The sequence below is a fragment of the Synechococcus sp. Nb3U1 genome, from assembly GCF_021533835.1.
Classification (GTDB): Bacteria; Cyanobacteriota; Cyanobacteriia; order Thermostichales; family Thermostichaceae; genus Thermostichus.
On record NZ_JAKFYQ010000001.1, the window covers coordinates 1296616 to 1314384 of the forward strand.

Sequence of the window (17769 nt, forward strand, 5' to 3'; positions counted from 1 at the left end):
CCCATGCAATTGAAAGATGTTTTACGTTTGCTCCTCCTGTCGGCCATTTGGGGATTTTCCTTCATTTTTATGCGGGTCATTGCGCCCGTGTTGGGGCCAGTGGTGACCGCGGAGCTGCGGGTGATGTTGGCGGGGATCGTCCTGAGCCTTTATCTTGGGTTGATTCGCTTCCCGGTGGGATGGAAAGAGCATTGGCGGCAATACCTGATGATCGGGTCGATCAATTCTGCCTTGCCGTTTTTGCTGTTTTCTTTTGCAGCACAACACATTCCCGCCGCATATTCGATCATCTTCAATGCCAGCGCACCGCTATTTGGGGCGATTTTTGGGGTGATTTGGCTGGAGGAATCCTTCAATTTCAGCAAAGGTTTGGGGTTACTTTTGGGGTTGGCGGGGGTGGCTTTGGTCAGTCGGGCTGGTCTCAGCACAGAATTTTCCCAGTGGTTTGGGTGGGCGATGGCAGCTTGCTTGGGGGCCGCGATGTGTTATGGGTTGGCCGGGGTTTACTTGAAACGCTATGCCCAACACATTAAACCGATGGGAATTGCAGCCGGCAGCCAAATTGCAGCAGGGCTGGTGCTGTTGCCTTTGGTGCCTTTCGCTCCCCCTACAGGGCCTTTTACAGCCATGATTGGATTGAATGTCTTGGGGTTGTCATTGCTCTGTAGTGCCGTGGCCTATTTGTTTTATTTTCAGTTGATAGCCGATATTGGCCCCACCAAAGCCCTGACCGTTACCTTCTTGGTGCCTGTGTTCGGCTTGCTGTGGGGATCCCTGTTTTTGGGGGAAGCGGTAACAGTTTCGATGCTGATGGGCTGTGGGTTGGTGCTGCTGGGAACGATGCTTGTCCTGCGCAGATTCTAGGGTTGCTCAGCAGGAGAAGATCCTCGAAGATCCTCAGCACTATAAAAAAGTTCAAAGCAAACATCAAGATAATTAAGACAAACCGAAACTTCTGAGAAGGTTCACCCTAGACCAAATCTCTCTAGGCTAATGCGGAAATCGTGGGGTATCTTTCAGTCAAGTTCACATCCCAACATAAAAAGCAATCATTACAGCCTTTTCCAGGGTTACCTGATACAGCAAATTCAGGTCAATCCTTTGCTCCATAAGGTTTTTTACCTAGCTCAAGAGTCTGTGTAAAGTTGGGAAAGGCTGTAGGGATGAGTTCCTTCGAGTAGTTGTAGTAGCTCTGAAGGAGCAGGGTTTGTTTTTGAATCTACGGTTTTCTGCTTACAAAAAAGTAGCTATGAGGTCTTTGATACTATGGCTTACCAAATTTCGGGTGAGTGTATAGGTTGCAATATCTGCATAACCAGTTGCCCTAATCAAGCCATTAGCAACCAAGACGGAGAGTACTGGATCAATCCTCTTTTGTGCAATAACTGTGAAGGATTTTTCCCGGAACCTCAGTGTCTGAGCTTATGTCCTGATTCGGCCCCCCGGCCTTATGAGGCAATGAAAGGGCGTAATCGCACGATTGTGGCACGCATTCGCAGCAGCCCCCCTCTGTTTTTGAACGGTCGGAACCAGGCTTTTGCCTCGTCGATTGTCGTGTGGGAAACCTGCAATTTTCTATCTCAGTTTCAATCTTTGCCCCTAGAGCAACGGGAGAACCACCAGGTTTGCTACCACAAATCCGTTGGCCACAACCAGGGATCCCTGACCCTATGCGGAGAGCGGATCCCGGAGGGATCCACAACAGATGTGCGGGCTGCCTGTTTACATCTGATCTTTTCTGCTTATGCCACAGAGCTGGAGATGCCCTGGAAGGAGTCGTTTGTCTGTACGGATCAGCAATTGGAGTCTTATTTGGGCTGGGATAAACGCAAAGATTTGAGCAAAATCGCCCGTCTCAATCTGTTGATGAACTGGGTAGAGCAAGTCTGCCAAATCAAGGCCACCATCGATTGGCCTAGCCAGGGCAGGGTGAAGGGGTTTTCAGTACCCTCGGGATCCCTGTGGACGCTCCAGAAGATGCAACGCCACTTTCAAAAAGATGAGCAGGGCTGCAACCATCTGGTGGGCCTGACCTGGGTGATCCAGCCCGGCGAATGGACGCGGTATTTTTTGAATCGGCAGGGGTGCCGGCGGCGGGAAGCCTTTTATCAGTATGGCAGTTTGCCCTTATCCCTGTTGCAAGCGGTGATGAGCTATTGGCAACACCACGAAGGAGCGGTGCGCCTGCTGCTATGGCTGCTATTTAAGGTGCGGATGGGGCGGCAACAACGTCTGACGGTGCCCACCTTGATGCGGGTGGCCTATGGGGAAGAGCGACTGCAAGAGGCCCATCTCAACCTGCAGGAGCGCAAACGGCTGGTACGCACCTTTGAGAGCGATCTGGAAATTCTCAGCCACTACGGTCTCAAGCCGGAGTTTGACCCGCTCACCTATCCGGCCAACCTGCAACCCCTGTGGGCCCGATTGTCAGCGGTGCCCGAGGATGCCAACGAGGCGCTGGACTTTTGGATTGAGGATGCTAACAATGGCGGAGCCTTGACGGCCATCGGGCCGCGAGGCAAATGGGGGCTCCTGATGCAGGCCCGGATCCAGCGGTTTCACCTGCCTCCTGACTGGCATGCTCAAACTGTTCAAGCCACCCAGTCCTCAGCTAGCGGATCGGGATCCCGGCGCCGCCGCAAGAAGGTCAAATCTACCCCAGTAGCAACGGCATCTGAAGGCCCAAGAACCCCCCCTGAAACCTCTGAAAAAACAGCCTTCGGTTCTGACAAGCCTCTGAGTGGAGCCGATATCTCGGCGGCCCGGCGACAACGGGGCATCAGCCAGCGGGAGTTGGCCCAACGGCTGGGACGCAGCCAAAGCTGGGTTCGGGATGTGGAAAACGAGCGCTTTCAGATTGGCTCTAGCGATCACAAACGCCTTCTCAAGGCCCTGCACTCGGATCCCGAACAGCAGCAAGCCTGAGCCGGTTCTCTTACTCCACAGCGATGATCACATCAGAGGCTTTGATGGCGGCATAGGCTTCTTTGCCAACTTCTATACCTAAGCGTTCGGCGGATGGCTTAGAAATAATAGCTGTAACCTCTAGTCCCGGTGCAATCTCCAGAACAATTTCAGCACTCACCATGCCCACAGTCACACTTTTTACAGTCCCCTTAAATATATTTCGGGTGCTTATTTGCATGATCCTTGTCTCCATTTGAGCGGTAGTGATCATTGACGAAATAGACAAAAAATCAAGATTGTGCAGTACCTCCCTCAACACATCCGATCTGGTGCGCTGAGTCTGAGGACAGAAGCAGTCTCAATGTTGTTGCTCAACATCGTTCAACTTCAGAGGCCTGAAAGATGATCCAACCTCGACTTTTCCTTGGCATTGTATCCCTCAATCCTTTTCTTTGTGTTCGGAACATTACCAAAAAATCCAGTGTTTATAACCTTGATCCAAGGTTTGGCAAGTTAGAATGCCAAAAAAGTTGGTGTGTTCTTGTATTTTGAGTGCCCTTGTTGGCCAAAGTAACCTGCTGTGAAGCTGCTATGAAACGAAGAGCTGCGCTATTGCTTGCCGGGATCCTGGCCGTTGTGGCCCCTATCCTTGGCTTGGATCCCGTCTTAGCCCAATCCCAATCCATTTTGGTGGGTGCTGCGGTCAGCCTGCAGCCAGCTCTAACCGAGATTGACGCGCTGTTTAGGGCTGCTCATCCCGACATCAAGGTTGAGTACAACTTCGCCAATTCCGGCTCTATCCAACAACAGGTGGAGCAGGGGGCACCTGTGGATGTGGTGTTTTTTGCAGCCGCTTCCTTTATGAACTCACTTGAGGATGGCAACTTGTTGGTGAAGGGATCCCGGCAGGATATTCTCACTAACTGCATGGCCTTAATTGTGCCCGCCGATTCTGACAGTACCCTTGAGGATTTTGCCGGGCTGACAGCAGTCGAGATCCAGATTCTCTCTATCGGAGATTTACAGGCGATGCCCGCCGGACGGTATGCCGAAGAAATCCTCACCGAAGTGGGGGTGTTTGAGGAGCTGCGACCCAAGATGGTCTTTGCCAGTACGGTACGGGAAATCCTGACTGCCGTGGAGCAGGGCAACGCCGATGCCGGGATCCTGTTTACATCCGATGCGCAATTGTCGGATCAGGTGCGGGTGGTGGCCACAGCAGATCCGGTGACACCGATCGTCTATCCGGCAGCTTTGGTGCGCGATACTCCCGCCGCTCGGGCCTATCTGGAGTTTTTGACCACAGAGGAGGCTGAGGCGGTGTTCCTGGAGTATGGTTTTATCCGCCTGTGAGCCCGAATGAGTGACTACGATTTGTCCCCATTGTGGATCTCGCTGCGGATTGCCGGGCTGGCCACGGGTATCACCTTTGTGTTGGGGACGCTGGCGGCCTATGGGATGCTGCACTACCGGGGTCGCTGGCGCTCTCTGATTGAGGCGGTCTTGCTTGCTCCGCTGGTGCTGCCGTCGACGGTGGTGGGGTTTGCGTTGCTGCTGCTGCTTGGGCGGCGAACGATCTTGGGGCAACTCTTGGCTTCGCTGGATCTGTCGGTGATCTTCGCCTGGTATGCCGGGGTGATCACGGCGGTGGTGGTGGCCCTGCCCTTGATGTACCGCACGGCCTTGGGATCCTTCCAGCAGATCGACCCGACGCTCTTGGCGGCAGCCCGTACCCTGGGGGCAAGCAGGGCCAGGGTTTTTGGGCGGGTGTTGCTCCCTTTGGCCTGGCCGGGGATCCTGGCCGGGGTCACCCTCAGTTTTGCCCGGGCACTGGGGGAGTTTGGGGCCACTTTGATGCTGGCAGGCAACATTCCGGGCCGCACGCAAACCCTGTCCATGGCGATCTTCTTCGCGGTGCAGGCGGGGGATATGCGGGGGGCAGCGGTCGGCTCGGCTCTGATCCTGATGCTATCGCTGGGGGTGGTGACGGGGGTGAATCTCTGGTTCCAACGGCAGCCCCTGCAAAGGAACCCGTCCCGAAGGTTCTCTCTACGGGTTGTGGCGGAACCCTCGACACCTGCCCGCAGGGATCCGGATTCTCTGGCTCCGTGCCTCTGGGTGGATATCCACAAAAGGCTGCCCCACTTCGAATTGCGGGCCCATCTGACCAGCCAAGGCCAACCCTTGGGCCTGTTAGGGGCCTCTGGCTCCGGTAAAAGTCTGCTGTTGCGCTGCATTGCTGGCATTGAAACCCCTGATGCTGGGCGCATCCTACTTAACAACCGGGTGTTGTTCGATGCTGACCGAGGGATCCGGCTGCCCAGTGCCCAGCGACGGGTAGGGGTCATCTTCCAAAACTATGCCCTGTTTCCCCATCTCACGGTCGGGCAGAATATTGCCTTTGGGATCCCTGCTGGGTTGAGCGAGGCAGACAAACAGGAGCGGATCCAGACTCAGCTCAAGTCCATCCAGCTCAAAGGGTGGGAAAACCGTTACCCCAGCCAGCTATCGGGGGGACAACAACAGCGGGTGGCTCTGGCCCGCGCCCTTGCTTCCGATCCGGAGATTTTGCTGCTGGATGAGCCTTTTTCAGCGTTGGATACCCATCTGCGTAGCCATCTCGAACACCAGATGAGCGATCTGTTGGCCAACTACAAGGGGGTGACGATTTTGGTCACCCACAATATGGAGGAAGCCTTTCGGCTGTGCGGGGAGCTGGCGGTGCTAGAACAGGGACAGATTGTGGCCCAAGCCGATAAGCGGCGCTTGTTTGAGGCTCCCCCCTGTCTCAGCGTCGCTCAACTAACCGGATGCAAAAATATCTCGTCAGCGCGGCCCCTCGGCCCCCAACGCATGGCGGCTTTGGATTGGGGCTGTGAGCTACAGGTACCGGGATCCTCGTCAGGAGCGCATATCGCCATTCGTGCCCATCACCTCGCCTTGAAGCGGGATGGATCTCTTCCCAATACCTTTCCGGCCTGGTTGGTGAAATGGAGTGAAATCCCCCACCGCTTTACCCTCTTTTTCAAGCTCAACAGCCCGCCCTCTCATAGCCAGGACTATCACCTGCAAGCAGAAGTCTTGCGAGAGCATTGGCAGGAGATGCAAACTTGGGGCTCCCCGTGGTGGCTCCAGTTGGATCCGCAGAAGTTAATAGTCTTTTGAAAGTAATTTGAAAGAGTCTTTGGGTTTGCGGCGGTTTGGACAAGTGAGCCATCGGGATCCCTTCTGCTGGATTGGACAGAGGTGCTCCCGGTTAGGGCTGCCGAGCCTAGGGGGTAGATTCCGCCTATGCATCAGAGGACAGTTTTTCTGGGAGAACTGTTGACGCTGTAAAGAAACATCACAATAATTGGGATAGATAAACAAATCTTTTAGGGATGTATTGATGGATCTGCTGCAATTTGGCCCGATGGGCTGGGTTTATATGGCGATCTTTGCTTCGTTGATCTGGTGCATTTGGGGTCGCTCTGAAGACGACATCATGTTCTGAACGGGTTCAGCTATTCTCCTCATCCAACCCTCATGCTCATCTGAGAGGACTTTCATGTCCCTGTCCTATGATGGGTTGAGCTGGGGCGTTGGTTGCTCTGGTAAGCTCGTTACGACCTAACGGGCAACTGGCGATAACTGGGTAGAGGAGGGATCCGATGGACAGCGCCCAAATCTGGCACCGCTACTGTGACTGGCTCTACTACCACCCTGGCCTAGAGTTTTATTTGGATATCAGTCGGATTCGCTTTACTCCGGAGCAAGCGGGAGCCCTGCAACCTCGTTTTGCTCAGGCTTTTGCGGCCATGCGGGCTTTAGAAGCGGGGGCAATCGCCAACCCGGATGAAAATCGGCAGGTGGGCCACTACTGGCTACGGGCTCCTGAGCTGGCCCCAACGGCTGAACTCACCCAAGCTATTCAGGGTTGCATCGAGCAGATCGAAACTTTTACCGAAAAGATCCATCACGGCATGATTCCAGCCACGGGTGGGGGGCGTTTTACGGAGCTGTTGTGTGTTGGTATTGGTGGATCCGCTCTGGGGCCGCAATTTGTAGCGGAGGCTTTGGCTCCCCAGCAGCCTCCCCTCAATATTCACTTTATTGACAATACGGATCCCGATGGTATCGACCGCGTTCTGGCCCGGCTGGTGGGCAAGCTCGGGCAAACTTTGGTGATCATCACCTCCAAATCCGGCGGCACACCTGAACCTCGCAATGGTTTGGTGGAGGTGGAGCAAGCCTACCGAAAGGCCGGGATCCCTTTTGCTGCGCATACTGTAGCCATTACCAGCCCCGGTAGCAAGCTGGAAGCCCAGGCACGACAAGGGGGATGGCTGGAGGTTTTCCCCATCTTCGACTGGGTGGGGGGGCGCACCTCCGAAACATCGGCAGTGGGGCTATTACCAGCAGCATTGCAAGGGATTGATATTCGCGCCCTCTTAACGGGAGCAGCCACCATGGACGAGGCCACCCGGGTGCCGGAGGTGAAACAGAATCCTGCCGCTCTGTTGGCTTTGGCTTGGTACATTGCCGGTCAGGGGCAGGGGCGCAAAGATATGGTGGTCTTGCCCTACAAAGATCGCCTGTTGCTGTTTAGCCGTTATTTGCAGCAGTTGGTGATGGAGTCCTTGGGCAAGTCCCATGATTTGAAGGGTAACCGCGTTGAGCAGGGCATCGCCGTCTACGGCAACAAGGGCAGCACCGACCAACATGCCTACGTGCAGCAGCTGCGGGATGGCATCAACAACTTCTTCGTCACCTTCATCGAGGTTCTCCAGGATCGCGATGAAGGGATCCCTTCGCCGTTTGTGGAGCCACAGGTGACCAGTGGCGATTACCTGAGTGGTTTATTGCAGGGGACTCGCCAAGCCCTTTACGAGAATGGCCGTGACTCGATTACTGTCACCATTCCGCGGGTGGATGCTCGCTCGGTAGGGGGGTTGATCGCACTGTACGAGCGGGCAGTTGGCCTTTATGCCTCTTTGATCAACATCAATGCCTACCATCAACCAGGGGTGGAGGCGGGTAAAAAAGCGGCCAGCGCGGTGCTGGAACTCCAGCGACAGGTCATTGAGGTGGTGCGGATTCATGCCGGATCCCTGACTTTGGTGCAGTTGGCAGAAAAAGTGGGATCCCAGGAGCGCATCGAAACCCTCTATTTCATCCTGCGGCACCTACATGCCAACGGGCGTGAGATTCAATTGATTGGGGATCCCGCCCGCCCGCTGGAGCTGGAAATTCAGGTGCGGCCCGCCTAAGCCCTTTGTTTTAATGAGAACTTTCTTGAGTCTACCAATCTGTACCTGACCTTAAGCCCTTCTGCCAACCCAGCCCGGTTGCCTAGAATCGAGCAAGAGCCAACTCCAGGAGGAGACCATGGATCAATCCGCCGCTGTCCTGCCGCTACAAGCCCCTAAAGATGTCTCCATCGAAGATATCGAGCAGGAACTGAATAAGATCTGGTCTTCTAAAGGAGATAGTGTTGCTGCTCGTGCTGCCACCTTTACTCTGGTGGTGTACGAATCCTTAGACGATGCGCTGCTGTTGCCCTCTCCCACCGTGGAGGCGATTGCCACCCAAAACCCCTGCCGAGTTATTGATTTGCGTTCCAAACGAGAGGGATCCGCAGATGACACCATCGAATCGCAAGTGGCGGCCTATTGCCCGGTTACCCGCGAACAGCGCAGCTCTTTGGTGTGTTGCGAATACATCACTCTGAAAGCGCCGGAATCGGCCTTTGTGCGGGCCTGTAGTACGGTTGCCTCACTGTTGATCCCCAGTTTGCCGACGTTTCTGTGGTGGCAAGGGGATCTGGATTTGAATAGCCTGCTGTTTCAAAAATTAGTTTCCCTGAGCAACCGTGTCATCGTCGATTCGCGGGGCTTCGTCAACCCGGAAGAGGACTTAGGGGAAATGCACCTGCTCACCACCGAAGGCCGCCAGTGTGGCGATTTGAATTGGAAGCGTCTCAGCTCTTGGCAGGAACTCACCGCCCAAGCCTTCGACCCTCCGGATCGGCGGGAATCCTTACAATCGGTGGATCGGGTAACCCTCGACTACAAAGCGGGCAATCCCTGTCAAGCTTTCCTTTTCCTGGGCTGGTTGGCCAGTCGCCTCGGGTGGACTCCCGCAGAACGGGTGCAAACCCAAGAACACGATTATCTAATCGACCGCATTCGCTTCCAGACCCAGGCCGGTGGCGAGGTGATGGCGGAACTGGCGGCGGTGCCCTTGGCTTCAGAAATGACTCAGCCGGGCGATCTGATCGGGATGCGCCTCACTTCTTCTGATATTCATGCAGATGCCTGTACGGTGCTGTGTTCGGAAACCACAGGGTGTATGCGGATGGAGGCTATGGGTGGAGCCCAGAGCTGCGTCATTCGCCAGGTAGCCCCAATTGAGCACGATAATCTTGATACGCTCTTGGCAGCTGAGTTACAGCGGCTTGGTGCCGACCACCTCTACGAAGAAACGCTGGTGGTGGTGGATCAGATCCTGAAGTTGAAGCATTGATCGGCAAGTTTGGATAGATCAGGAATAAGCCTCCCTCCATTGCTGGAAAGAAGCTCCCTGCTGAGCTGGATATCAGCCTGACCGCAGTCAGGACAACGCTTTTAACGCTCAATCACGACAGCAGATGAAACCCCGGAGCAGGCTCAACGCAACCCCAGTGCAGCGGCAAACACGCTGTGGCCAACGAGGGCTTCCACCGCAATGCTGATGACAAACCCCAACATCGCCAAACGTCCGTTCCAGCGTTCCGCCTTTTCGGTCCAGCCAACTTCCCACTCGGGCGGGGTTTCGCTGTCCTGGCCATACTGCGGCACGTACTGTGGGCGACCGGCACCTTCCCAACCGGCGGGGCGCTTGGAATTGAAGAAGGCCATCGACCCAACCGCGACGGCAGCCACCAGTCCGGCCACCATCACACCAACGTAGAGAAGCAGGGGATTGTCAGTCATCATCGACCCAAGAGAGTGAGCGTGGACAGTTTCGGGCTTTCCTAAACAGAGGTAAAGCTCTATTTAGAATTATTGCAGAATTATTGCAGACCCAGCCACTGCGCGAGAGTGCTGGCGAAAACACTGTGGCCCAAGGCCGCTTCCATACCAATGCTGATCACCAAGCCCAGCATGGCCAAGCGTCCATTCCAGCGTTCCGCTTGCTCAGTCCAGCCCGGGATCCAATCGTTGGTGGTGTCGTAGTACTGAGCGACGGCAGCGGAGTCCATGCGAGAAGGAATTCTAGGAGATGCCTGCATTGTCAATACCTCTATCGCTTTATGTAATTAAACTTAACACAAGATTATAATTCGTGACAAGTGCTGCTCTTGGGTGGGGGATCCCTTAGCTCAGGGCAGGCGGAGTTGTTTGGATCTCAGGTGTTGATCCAGAGCGATGTCATACTGAGGGAAATGGGCTTTTTGCGTGGACTATGGCCGTATCTCCTCTTTCTCCTCCCAAGGCTGATGTTGCTGACCTGGCTACCCAAGTGCGGTCAGATTTTCCGATTTTGCAGCGCCAAGTACACGGCCATCCGCTGATCTACTTCGACAACGCAGCTACCTCCCAAAAGCCCCTCGCAGTTTTGCAAGCAATGGAGCACTACTACCAGCATTGCAATGCCAATGTGCATCGCGGGGTACATACCCTCAGTAATGAAGCCACCGATGCCTATGAAGGGGCACGGGAAAAGATTGCCCGTTTTTTGAATGCTCCTTCCCCACAGCAAATTATTTACACTCGTAATGCCAGCGAAGCTATCAACTTGGTGGCCTACAGTTGGGGCTTGAGTAGTCTCAGCCCTGGGGATGAGATCATCCTCTCGGTGATGGAGCACCATAGCAATTTAATCCCGTGGCAGTTGGTGGCCCAAAAAACCGGGGCCGTGCTCAAGTTTATTCAGCTTACTCCTGAGGGGGAGTTAGATCTGGAGCACTACCAGTCTTTGCTCAGTGATCGCACCCGTCTGGTGGCGGTGGTTCAGGTCTCGAATATGCTGGGATCCCTAAACCCGGTGCAAGAGGTAATTGGGTGGGCCCATCGCTACGGAGCCAAGGTGCTGCTGGATGCCTGTCAGAGCGTGCCTCATTTGCCGGTGGATGTACAGGCGTTGAACTGCGACTGGTTAGCCTTTTCTGGGCATAAAATGTGTGGCCCCACCGGGATTGGCGTGCTCTATGGCAAGCGGAATCTGTTGCGGGCAATGCCGCCCTTTTTGGGTGGAGGGGAGATGATCGCCGATGTGTATCTGGATCACGCCACCTATGCCGATATCCCCCACAAGTTTGAGGCCGGTACTCCGGCGATTGCTCAGGCTGTGGGGTTGGGCGCGGCAGTTGATTATTTGAGCGAGATTGGCTTAGAGCGTGTTCATGCCCATGAGCAAAGATTAATCGCCCGCCTGCTCGAAGGGATCCAGCGCATACCAGGGATTACGGTCTATGGCCCCACCGATCTAACGCGACGGGCGGGTTTGGTCAGTTTTTCAGCCGAGGCGATTCACCCTCACGATTTGTCCACTTTGTTAGATGACCACGGCATCGCCATCCGGGCCGGACACCACTGCACACAACCCCTGCATCGCTATTTGCGGGTGCAATCAACGGCACGGGCCAGCGTTTACTTCTACAACACGGCAGCGGAGGTGGATCGCTTCCTAGAGGTGTTGGCGGAGGCGGTGGAGTTCTTTAGCGTGGCTTTAAGTTGAGGATCTGTTTGTGAAGTTGAAACAGGTCTCTAGTCTCTGTTAAAGCAGCGCGGCTAAGTCTGACATCTGCTAAGGTGCATGGGGGTTGGGTTTCTCCTGCACAAGCTTCGTGAGGTGATGTTCATGTCTCCTGTGCTGTTGAAAGCGATTGGGTACGCCTGTGGGATCTCACTGGGGATCCTAGCGTTGGCGGGCTTGGTGAATTTCTTGGTGAATTTGTTTATACGGCGCTTGGGTCAGCAGTCTCAATCTGAATCTTTTGAAGATCAATCCTCTCCAGATGGGGCAACTGAGGGATCCCAGTCTGTATGAGTGGCAAGGTACGTGTTCACGTCTGGGTGCGGGGACGGGTACAGGGGGTAGGGTTCCGTGCCTACACTGAGGCGATGGCCCGCAATGCAGGAGTGCAGGGGTGGGTGCGTAATTTGCGGGATGGGCGAGTAGAGGCAGTTTTTGAGGGATCCCCTGCTGCGGTGGAGACGATGGTAGCCTGGTGTGGGCAGGGTAGTCCTGGTTCTAGAGTGGAGTCTGTAGAGCGATATTCGGAACCCGCTGAGGATCTGGTAGGCTTCCAGATTCGTCCTACATTTTGAGGGCAAAGAAATAATTTTACAGCCTTTTCCGACTTCACGCAGGCCCTTGAGCTAGACAAAAAACCTTATGTATCAGATAACGCTGGAAAAGGCTGTATTGAGATTCAAGACCGACTTCTACTGGAGATCCACTGGAGATCCACTATGGATCCCTGCGATGAAGTTCTGATATGTGTTAGAACCAGCCGAGCAGGCAATTCAGTTTACGGATAGACTTGTACCGAGCAGACCGGATTCAGATGAGTCAGATGAGATATTAATGCTTGCAGTTGTCTGATGCCTACTTTGATGTCAAAACGGGATCTTTCTGTTTGGGTGACACACATCAAAAAACTCCTGAACTAGAAGTAGAGCCTACGTCAGATCCCTGGCAGAATGCTGGAAGCGCTTCCCTTGAGGATCCAATGGCCAAGTTTTTGCATCATTTCATCGCGGGTCAGCCTGTGGTTGGTCAAAGTGGACGTTATGGGGATGTGTTTAATCCTGCCACAGGGGAGGTGATGGCACGGGTACCTTTTGCCTCTGAAGCTGAGACAATGAGGGCTATTGAGGTGGCGGCGGCAGCTTTTCCCCATTGGGCAGGGATCCCTGCACAGCGGCGGGCCAGGGTTTTGTTTCGCTTCAAAACCTTGCTGGAAGAAAACTTAGATGCTTTGGCTGAGTGCATCACTTCAGAGCATGGCAAAACACTTGCAGACGCACGGGCCGCTACCCAGCGAGGACTGGAGGTGGTGGAGTTTGCCTGCGGGATCCCCCATTTATTGAAGGGGGAATTTTCTGAGCAGGTGGGCACAGGGGTAGATTGTTACTCTCTACGACAGCCGTTAGGGGTTTGTGTAGGGATCACGCCCTTTAACTTTCCGGCAATGGTGCCGATGTGGATGTTTCCGATAGCGCTGGCCTGCGGTAATGGGTTTGTGCTGAAGCCTTCAGAAAAGGATCCCTCGGCGGCATTATTGTTGGCAGAGTTGTTACAACAGTCGGGCTTGCCGGATGGGGTGTTCAACGTAGTGAATGGGGATAAAGAAGCGGTGGATACGTTGCTGACTCACCCAGAGGTGAAGGCCATCAGTTTTGTCGGTTCTACCCCGGTAGCACGTTATGTCTACAGCACCGCCTCGGCCTATGGCAAACGGGTACAGGCTCTGGGGGGCGCTAAAAATCACCTGGTCATCCTGCCGGATGCGGATTTGGAGATGGCGGTTAAGGGGTTGATCAGTGCCGCTTATGGTTCTGCCGGGGAGCGCTGCATGGCTATTTCGGTAGCAGTGGTGGTGGGATCCATTGCCGAACCCCTATTGGAAAAGTTGATCCCAGAGATTCAAGCTCTGAAGATAGGCCCAGGTACTGACCCGGATGTAGAAATGGGGCCTTTGGTGACAGCAGCCCACCGAGAAAGAGTGTTGAACTATATCCAAATTGGGGAGCAAGAAGGAGCGAAATTACGGGTAGATGGGCGTGATATTCAAGTCCCAGGATATGAAAAGGGGTTCTTTTTGGGAGGGTGCCTTTTCGATGAGGTCACCCCCGATATGCGCATTTATCAGGAAGAGATTTTCGGGCCAGTTTTGTGTGTGGTACGGGTGCCAAATTTGGATAGCGCTATCCACCTCATCAATGCTCATCCATTTGGCAATGGAGTAGCTATCTTTACCCGCAGTGGCGAAGCTGCACGTCGATTTACCCATCACATTCAGGTGGGTATGGTTGGGGTCAATGTGCCGATCCCGGTACCGATGGCTTTTCACAGTTTTGGTGGCTGGAAAGATTCGTTACTGGGATCCCTGCATGTGCATGGGCCCGAGGGAGTCCGATTCTACACACGGTTAAAAACAGTGACCAGCCGTTGGCCAACAGATTCTGCTTCTACAGGATTGGCGATGCCCCTCTTATCGTAGTGGGATCCCAGAGCTGTTGCGGGGCTACCGCCGTAACTGCTGTTGCAGAGTTGTGAGCGCGCAGCTTTGACTGCGCTCAGGCAATACATTGACAGAGCAGGGTTAGGACGATTACCCGAAAGACTGTACCTTGACAGCAACCTGCTAACGCGAGGTTAGAGAGTGCGGCAAATTTTGTGCAAATTGGGGGAGCTCTGCTCAGAGGGATCCCTTGGGCTGGATGAGTTGAGGGGAAAGGAAGCATGACCGAACCCCTGCAAACAGAGTTGCTACTGGCGGAAATTCGCAGTCTTTTGCCCTTTCCCTGGACATGGCTGCCGGAGCAGGCCTATTGGGTAGGGGGATCCCTGCGGGATGCTTGCCTGGGCCAGATGCAGATCTCTAAAAAAGGTTCTGAAACAGGATTCCTGCCTGAAGAGGATCAGTCGGTTGACCTGGATTTGGTGCTCAACGCTGATTCACAAGGTGGGGCGCACCATCCGGTGGAGTGGGCGGCGGGGGTGGCGCGGCGGTTGGGGGCGGGGTTTGTGGTGCTGGATGCAGAACGACAAATTGCCCGCATCGTGTTGCCGCAACTGACGCTAGATGTAGCACAGCAAGTGGGTTCGACCCCGGAATCCGATCTGTGGCAGCGGGATTTCACCTGCAACGCGCTGGCTTTGGATCTGCATAGGGGGCAGCTTCTGGATCCTACAGGCGGGCAGAGGGATATTCGCCAAGGCCGAATTCGCATGGTGCGCCCGGAAAATCTCAGTGCCGATCCGGTGCGGTTGTTGCGGGCTTACCGACAGGCGGCCCAACTGGGGTTTGGGCTGGATCTGAGTACCCAAGAGGCGATTCGGGAACGGGCCCACCTTCTGGTGGATGTGGCGGCAGAACGGGTGCGCTCAGAGGTGGTGGCCCTGCTGGAGGCCGGGATCCCCGGTTTGGATTACCTGCGGGCGGCTGTGGCAGTGGGGTTACTCGGCTACTGGTTGCCCAAATTGCAGCCTGAGAGTGAGGGGTTGCTTCAGGCCCGAAGGGTGTGGCAGTGGGCCCGGCAGTGGAAAGGGCAATATCCCCGCACGCTGGCGGAGTTAGCCCAACCCTTGGCGGATCGGCGCTCCCGGCTGTTGGTGGTGGTGTTGGCGGCTCTGTTGTGGGATCCCTCTATTCCGGCGGATCTTCCGGTGGAGGGGGGCCAAAATCCGGCATTTAAGGCCATAGAAGCAGAGCTAGAGAAGCTGCGCTTCAGTCGGGCGGAACTGCGGACGGTGCAAAGGCTACACCATCTCCTGCCCCAGTTCCATGCTTTGCTCACGGGATCCCCTACCCCCGTAGAACTCTGGCGGCTCTATCAACAGGCGGGATCCCTGTTTGGCGGCTTGGCCCTGTTGGCTGTGGCAACGGGAGGCGATGGGCAAAAATTGGAACCCTGGCTCACTCGCTATGAAGACCCAGGGGATCCCTTGGCCCATCTGGTGCCTTTGCTGGATGGCAGCGAGGTGTTGCACAGTTTGGGGGCCAAACCTGGCCCTTGGGTAGGCCAACTCCTACAAGCTCTGCAAGAGGCCCAAGCCCGTGGCCAGGTTCAAACCCGTGCCGAGGCCCTTACGTTTGCTCACAAGTGGAAAAAGAATTCAAATTAAACAGCTATTCAATAGCTAGCCGAAGCGGTAGCCGAAGCCGCGCACCGTTACCAAGTATTCAGGGCTACTGGGATCCAGCTCCAATTTTTCCCGCAACCAGCGAATGTGGACATCCACCGTTTTGCTGTCGCCCATAAAGTCGGATCCCCAAATGCGCTCGAGCAACTGTTCTCGCGTCCAAACGCGGCGAGGGTTGCCCATAAACAGCTCTAGCAGGCGAAATTCCTTGGGGGAAAAGTTCACCTCAATGCCCCGCACCAGCACCCGGCACTCTTGAGTAAACATGCACAGTTCCCCATGCCGCAGCACAGTAGCATCGCTCACCTGAGATTGCTGCTGCCGTCGCAACACCGAGCGACAGCGGGCGATCAACTCGCGCATCCCAAAGGGCTTGGTCAGGTAGTCATCGGCTCCTAGCTCCAAACCCACCACTCGATCGGTTTCGCTGCTTTTGGCAGTCAACATCAAAATTGGGATAGTATTGCCTTCCCGTCGCAACAGCCGACACAGATCCAGTCCGTTCAAGCTGGGCAACATCAAATCCAAAATCACCAAGTCCAGACGTTCTGAGGTATGCACCAGCTCCAACGCTTGCCGTCCGTCAGTCGCCTGCAAAACGCGGTACCCTTGTTCTTCCAGGGCAATGGCAATGGTTTCCCGAATGGCATCCTCGTCATCCACCACCAAGAGGGTCTCCGCAAGGGGAGAGGCTTCCTTAACTTGGGGAAGTGGACTGGTGAGCGTCAGAAGGGTCGCTTGCATAATCGGCCTCACAGAGGACAGAGAAAGAAGGGCAGATGCCACCACCTTCAACAACAGCCCCCCGATAGGATATCAAACTTCTGCAATGGCAAGATTGGGGGAACAAGCCATGAACGGGTGAAGGGATCCCTGCTGTTTCCCCTGACGGCATTTGTAGCTGCAAGGATTCCGGTCGCATCAGCATGCCAGAAGTACTGGGTGGCGTTTTAGCATGATTTAAGATCAAGCTGGCTCTGGATGCCGTTATTGGTTGTACCCGCTGCACTGCAACTGTTCTTCAAGGCACTAGAACCTGTTTTTTACTGGATTTTTCTACTGGATTTTGCCCATGTCTGCCTCTCCTCCTGCACCTTGGGCCACTGGCGCAGCGATTCTCAGGCTGCTGCGCTGGCATAAACCGGCGGGGCGACTGATTTTGATGATCCCAGCTCTGTGGGGAGCCTTTCTGGCGGGACGTGGGATCCCCCCTTGGCCGCTGGTGGGGATTATCATTCTGGGCACCTTGGCCACCAGTGGCGCTGGCTGTGTGATCAACGACCTCTGGGATCGCAATTTGGATCCCTTGGTGGAGCGCACCCGCAATCGCCCTCTGGCCAGCCGGGAATTGACCGTCGGTGTGGGGATCCTGATGCTGCTGGTGAGTTTGGTCTGTGCGGCAGGGCTGGCGCTTTTTCTCAACCCGGTTAGTTTTGCCCTCTGTGTAGCGGCGGTGCCGGTGATTTTGCTCTATCCCGGGGCGAAGCGGGTGTTTCCGGTGCCGCAGTTGGTGTTGGCCTTGGCTTGGGGCTTTGCGGTGCTGATCAGTTGGACTGCTGTGAGCGGGCAGGAGCCGGATACTCCCCTCTGGGAAATGGGTTTGGCTTGGCTATGGCTGGCGACGGTGCTCTGGACGCTGGGGTTTGATACGGTCTATGCTCTGTCGGATCGAGAGGATGACGAACGGGCCGGGATCCATTCCAGCGCACGTTTTTTTGGGCGGCTGACCCCGACGGCGGTGGGGCTGTTTTTCTTGGGCACCTCTATTGCCCTATTGGGGGTGGGGATGAGCATGGGGCTCCACGGGGTTTACTTCGCCAGTTGGGTGATCGCCACCTCTATGTGGGGCCGACAAACCTGGCAACTGCATCAGGTGGATGCACCTCCAACCTTGTACCCTGCCATCTTCGGTCAGAATGTGGTGCAGGGATTTATTTTGCTAGCAGGCATGATCGGTGGATCCCTGTTGGCTTGATGTTGATGGTCGACTGAATTTCTGGATAGGTGGTGTAGCAAGGGAGGGAT

16 protein-coding genes are annotated in these 17769 nt (G+C 55.2%); 12 read left to right on the forward strand and 4 right to left on the reverse strand.

Going from position 1 to position 17769, the window contains the following annotated elements:
• Positions 1-3: 3 nt before the first annotated feature.
• Positions 4-864 (forward strand): DMT family transporter, encoded by an 861-nt coding sequence (locus tag L1047_RS05975; protein WP_235277960.1) that lies wholly within the window; start codon positions 4-6, stop codon positions 862-864.
• Between the two features lie 402 nt (positions 865-1266).
• Positions 1267-2925 carry a helix-turn-helix domain-containing protein gene (locus tag L1047_RS05980; RefSeq protein ID WP_235277961.1) on the forward strand — a complete coding sequence of 553 codons (1659 nt, stop codon included), beginning with the start codon at positions 1267-1269 and terminating at the stop codon, positions 2923-2925.
• A gap of 10 nt (positions 2926-2935) precedes the next feature.
• On the opposite strand, the gene L1047_RS05985 is transcribed toward L1047_RS05980, so the two are convergent.
• Positions 2936-3145, reverse strand: coding sequence for a TOBE domain-containing protein (locus L1047_RS05985; protein ID WP_235277962.1), 210 nt, complete (start codon positions 3143-3145; stop codon positions 2936-2938).
• Positions 3146-3498: 353 nt separating this feature from the next.
• On the opposite strand from L1047_RS05985, the gene modA reads away from it, so the two are divergent.
• The 4 genes from modA (at position 3499) to L1047_RS06005 (ending at position 9411) form a co-directional block, all read left to right on the forward strand.
• The gene (gene modA, locus L1047_RS05990; RefSeq protein ID WP_235277963.1) at positions 3499-4260 is read left to right on the forward strand and encodes a molybdate ABC transporter substrate-binding protein; all 762 of its coding nucleotides are present in this window, start codon (positions 3499-3501) and stop codon (positions 4258-4260) included.
• Positions 4261-4266: 6 nt separating this feature from the next.
• The gene (gene modB, locus L1047_RS05995) at positions 4267-6072 is read left to right on the forward strand and encodes a molybdate ABC transporter permease subunit (protein WP_235277964.1); all 1806 of its coding nucleotides are present in this window, start codon (positions 4267-4269) and stop codon (positions 6070-6072) included.
• A gap of 485 nt (positions 6073-6557) precedes the next feature.
• Positions 6558-8156: a glucose-6-phosphate isomerase gene (locus L1047_RS06000; protein ID WP_235277965.1), complete on the forward strand. Its 1599-nt coding sequence runs from the start codon at positions 6558-6560 to the stop codon at positions 8154-8156.
• A gap of 118 nt (positions 8157-8274) precedes the next feature.
• On the forward strand, positions 8275-9411 hold the full coding sequence (locus L1047_RS06005; RefSeq protein WP_235277966.1) for a glucose-6-phosphate dehydrogenase assembly protein OpcA: 1137 nt from the start codon (positions 8275-8277) through the stop codon (positions 9409-9411).
• Between the two features lie 143 nt (positions 9412-9554).
• On the opposite strand, the gene psb35 is transcribed toward L1047_RS06005, so the two are convergent.
• Positions 9555-9863: a photosystem II assembly protein Psb35 gene (gene psb35 / locus L1047_RS06010; RefSeq protein ID WP_235277967.1), complete on the reverse strand. Its 309-nt coding sequence runs from the start codon at positions 9861-9863 to the stop codon at positions 9555-9557.
• A gap of 77 nt (positions 9864-9940) precedes the next feature.
• Positions 9941-10129 carry a hypothetical protein gene (locus tag L1047_RS06015; RefSeq protein ID WP_235277968.1) on the reverse strand — a complete coding sequence of 63 codons (189 nt, stop codon included), beginning with the start codon at positions 10127-10129 and terminating at the stop codon, positions 9941-9943.
• Positions 10130-10332: 203 nt separating this feature from the next.
• On the opposite strand from L1047_RS06015, the gene L1047_RS06020 reads away from it, so the two are divergent.
• The 5 genes from L1047_RS06020 (at position 10333) to L1047_RS06040 (ending at position 15726) form a co-directional block, all read left to right on the forward strand.
• Positions 10333-11607, forward strand: coding sequence for a SufS family cysteine desulfurase (locus tag L1047_RS06020; RefSeq protein WP_235277969.1), 1275 nt, complete (start codon positions 10333-10335; stop codon positions 11605-11607).
• 123 nt (positions 11608-11730) lie between these two features.
• The gene (locus L1047_RS06025; protein WP_235277970.1) at positions 11731-11919 is read left to right on the forward strand and encodes a hypothetical protein; all 189 of its coding nucleotides are present in this window, start codon (positions 11731-11733) and stop codon (positions 11917-11919) included.
• Entirely contained in the window at positions 11916-12200 is a 285-nt protein-coding gene (locus L1047_RS06030) for an acylphosphatase (protein WP_235277971.1), read from the forward strand. Before L1047_RS06025 ends, L1047_RS06030 begins: the two co-directional genes overlap by 4 nt.
• A gap of 404 nt (positions 12201-12604) precedes the next feature.
• A complete protein-coding gene (locus tag L1047_RS06035; RefSeq protein ID WP_235277972.1) occupies positions 12605-14098 on the forward strand; it encodes a CoA-acylating methylmalonate-semialdehyde dehydrogenase in 1494 nt (497 codons plus the stop codon).
• Between the two features lie 242 nt (positions 14099-14340).
• A complete protein-coding gene (locus tag L1047_RS06040; RefSeq protein ID WP_235277973.1) occupies positions 14341-15726 on the forward strand; it encodes a CCA tRNA nucleotidyltransferase in 1386 nt (461 codons plus the stop codon).
• A 15-nt stretch (positions 15727-15741) separates the two neighbouring features.
• Here L1047_RS06040 and L1047_RS06045 read toward each other — a convergent pair whose 3' ends face one another.
• Entirely contained in the window at positions 15742-16488 is a 747-nt protein-coding gene (locus tag L1047_RS06045) for a response regulator (RefSeq protein ID WP_235277974.1), read from the reverse strand.
• A 328-nt stretch (positions 16489-16816) separates the two neighbouring features.
• On the opposite strand from L1047_RS06045, the gene L1047_RS06050 reads away from it, so the two are divergent.
• Positions 16817-17719: a 4-hydroxybenzoate solanesyltransferase gene (locus L1047_RS06050; RefSeq protein ID WP_235277975.1), complete on the forward strand. Its 903-nt coding sequence runs from the start codon at positions 16817-16819 to the stop codon at positions 17717-17719.
• Positions 17720-17769: the final 50 nt, after the last annotated feature.

Bases quoted from the DNA above. Each gene is read 5' to 3' on its own strand.
- L1047_RS06020 (WP_235277969.1), top strand. From the start codon at position 10,333: ATGGCCGTATCTCCTCTTTCTCCTCCCAAGGCTGATGTTGCTGACCTG.
- L1047_RS06050 (WP_235277975.1), top strand. From the start codon at position 16,817: ATGTCTGCCTCTCCTCCTGCACCTTGGGCCACTGGCGCAGCGATTCTC.
- L1047_RS06025 (WP_235277970.1), top strand. From the start codon at position 11,731: ATGTCTCCTGTGCTGTTGAAAGCGATTGGGTACGCCTGTGGGATCTCA.
- L1047_RS05980 (WP_235277961.1), top strand. From the start codon at position 1,267: ATGGCTTACCAAATTTCGGGTGAGTGTATAGGTTGCAATATCTGCATA.
- L1047_RS06015 (WP_235277968.1), bottom strand. From the start codon at position 10,129: ATGGACTCCGCTGCCGTCGCTCAGTACTACGACACCACCAACGATTGG.
- psb35 (WP_235277967.1), bottom strand. From the start codon at position 9,863: ATGATGACTGACAATCCCCTGCTTCTCTACGTTGGTGTGATGGTGGCC.
- L1047_RS06005 (WP_235277966.1), top strand. From the start codon at position 8,275: ATGGATCAATCCGCCGCTGTCCTGCCGCTACAAGCCCCTAAAGATGTC.
- L1047_RS06045 (WP_235277974.1), bottom strand. From the start codon at position 16,488: ATGCAAGCGACCCTTCTGACGCTCACCAGTCCACTTCCCCAAGTTAAG.
- modA (WP_235277963.1), top strand. From the start codon at position 3,499: ATGAAACGAAGAGCTGCGCTATTGCTTGCCGGGATCCTGGCCGTTGTG.
- L1047_RS05975 (WP_235277960.1), top strand. From the start codon at position 4: ATGCAATTGAAAGATGTTTTACGTTTGCTCCTCCTGTCGGCCATTTGG.
- L1047_RS06000 (WP_235277965.1), top strand. From the start codon at position 6,558: ATGGACAGCGCCCAAATCTGGCACCGCTACTGTGACTGGCTCTACTAC.
- L1047_RS06030 (WP_235277971.1), top strand. From the start codon at position 11,916: ATGAGTGGCAAGGTACGTGTTCACGTCTGGGTGCGGGGACGGGTACAG.
- modB (WP_235277964.1), top strand. From the start codon at position 4,267: ATGAGTGACTACGATTTGTCCCCATTGTGGATCTCGCTGCGGATTGCC.
- L1047_RS05985 (WP_235277962.1), bottom strand. From the start codon at position 3,145: ATGCAAATAAGCACCCGAAATATATTTAAGGGGACTGTAAAAAGTGTG.
- L1047_RS06035 (WP_235277972.1), top strand. From the start codon at position 12,605: ATGGCCAAGTTTTTGCATCATTTCATCGCGGGTCAGCCTGTGGTTGGT.
- L1047_RS06040 (WP_235277973.1), top strand. From the start codon at position 14,341: ATGACCGAACCCCTGCAAACAGAGTTGCTACTGGCGGAAATTCGCAGT.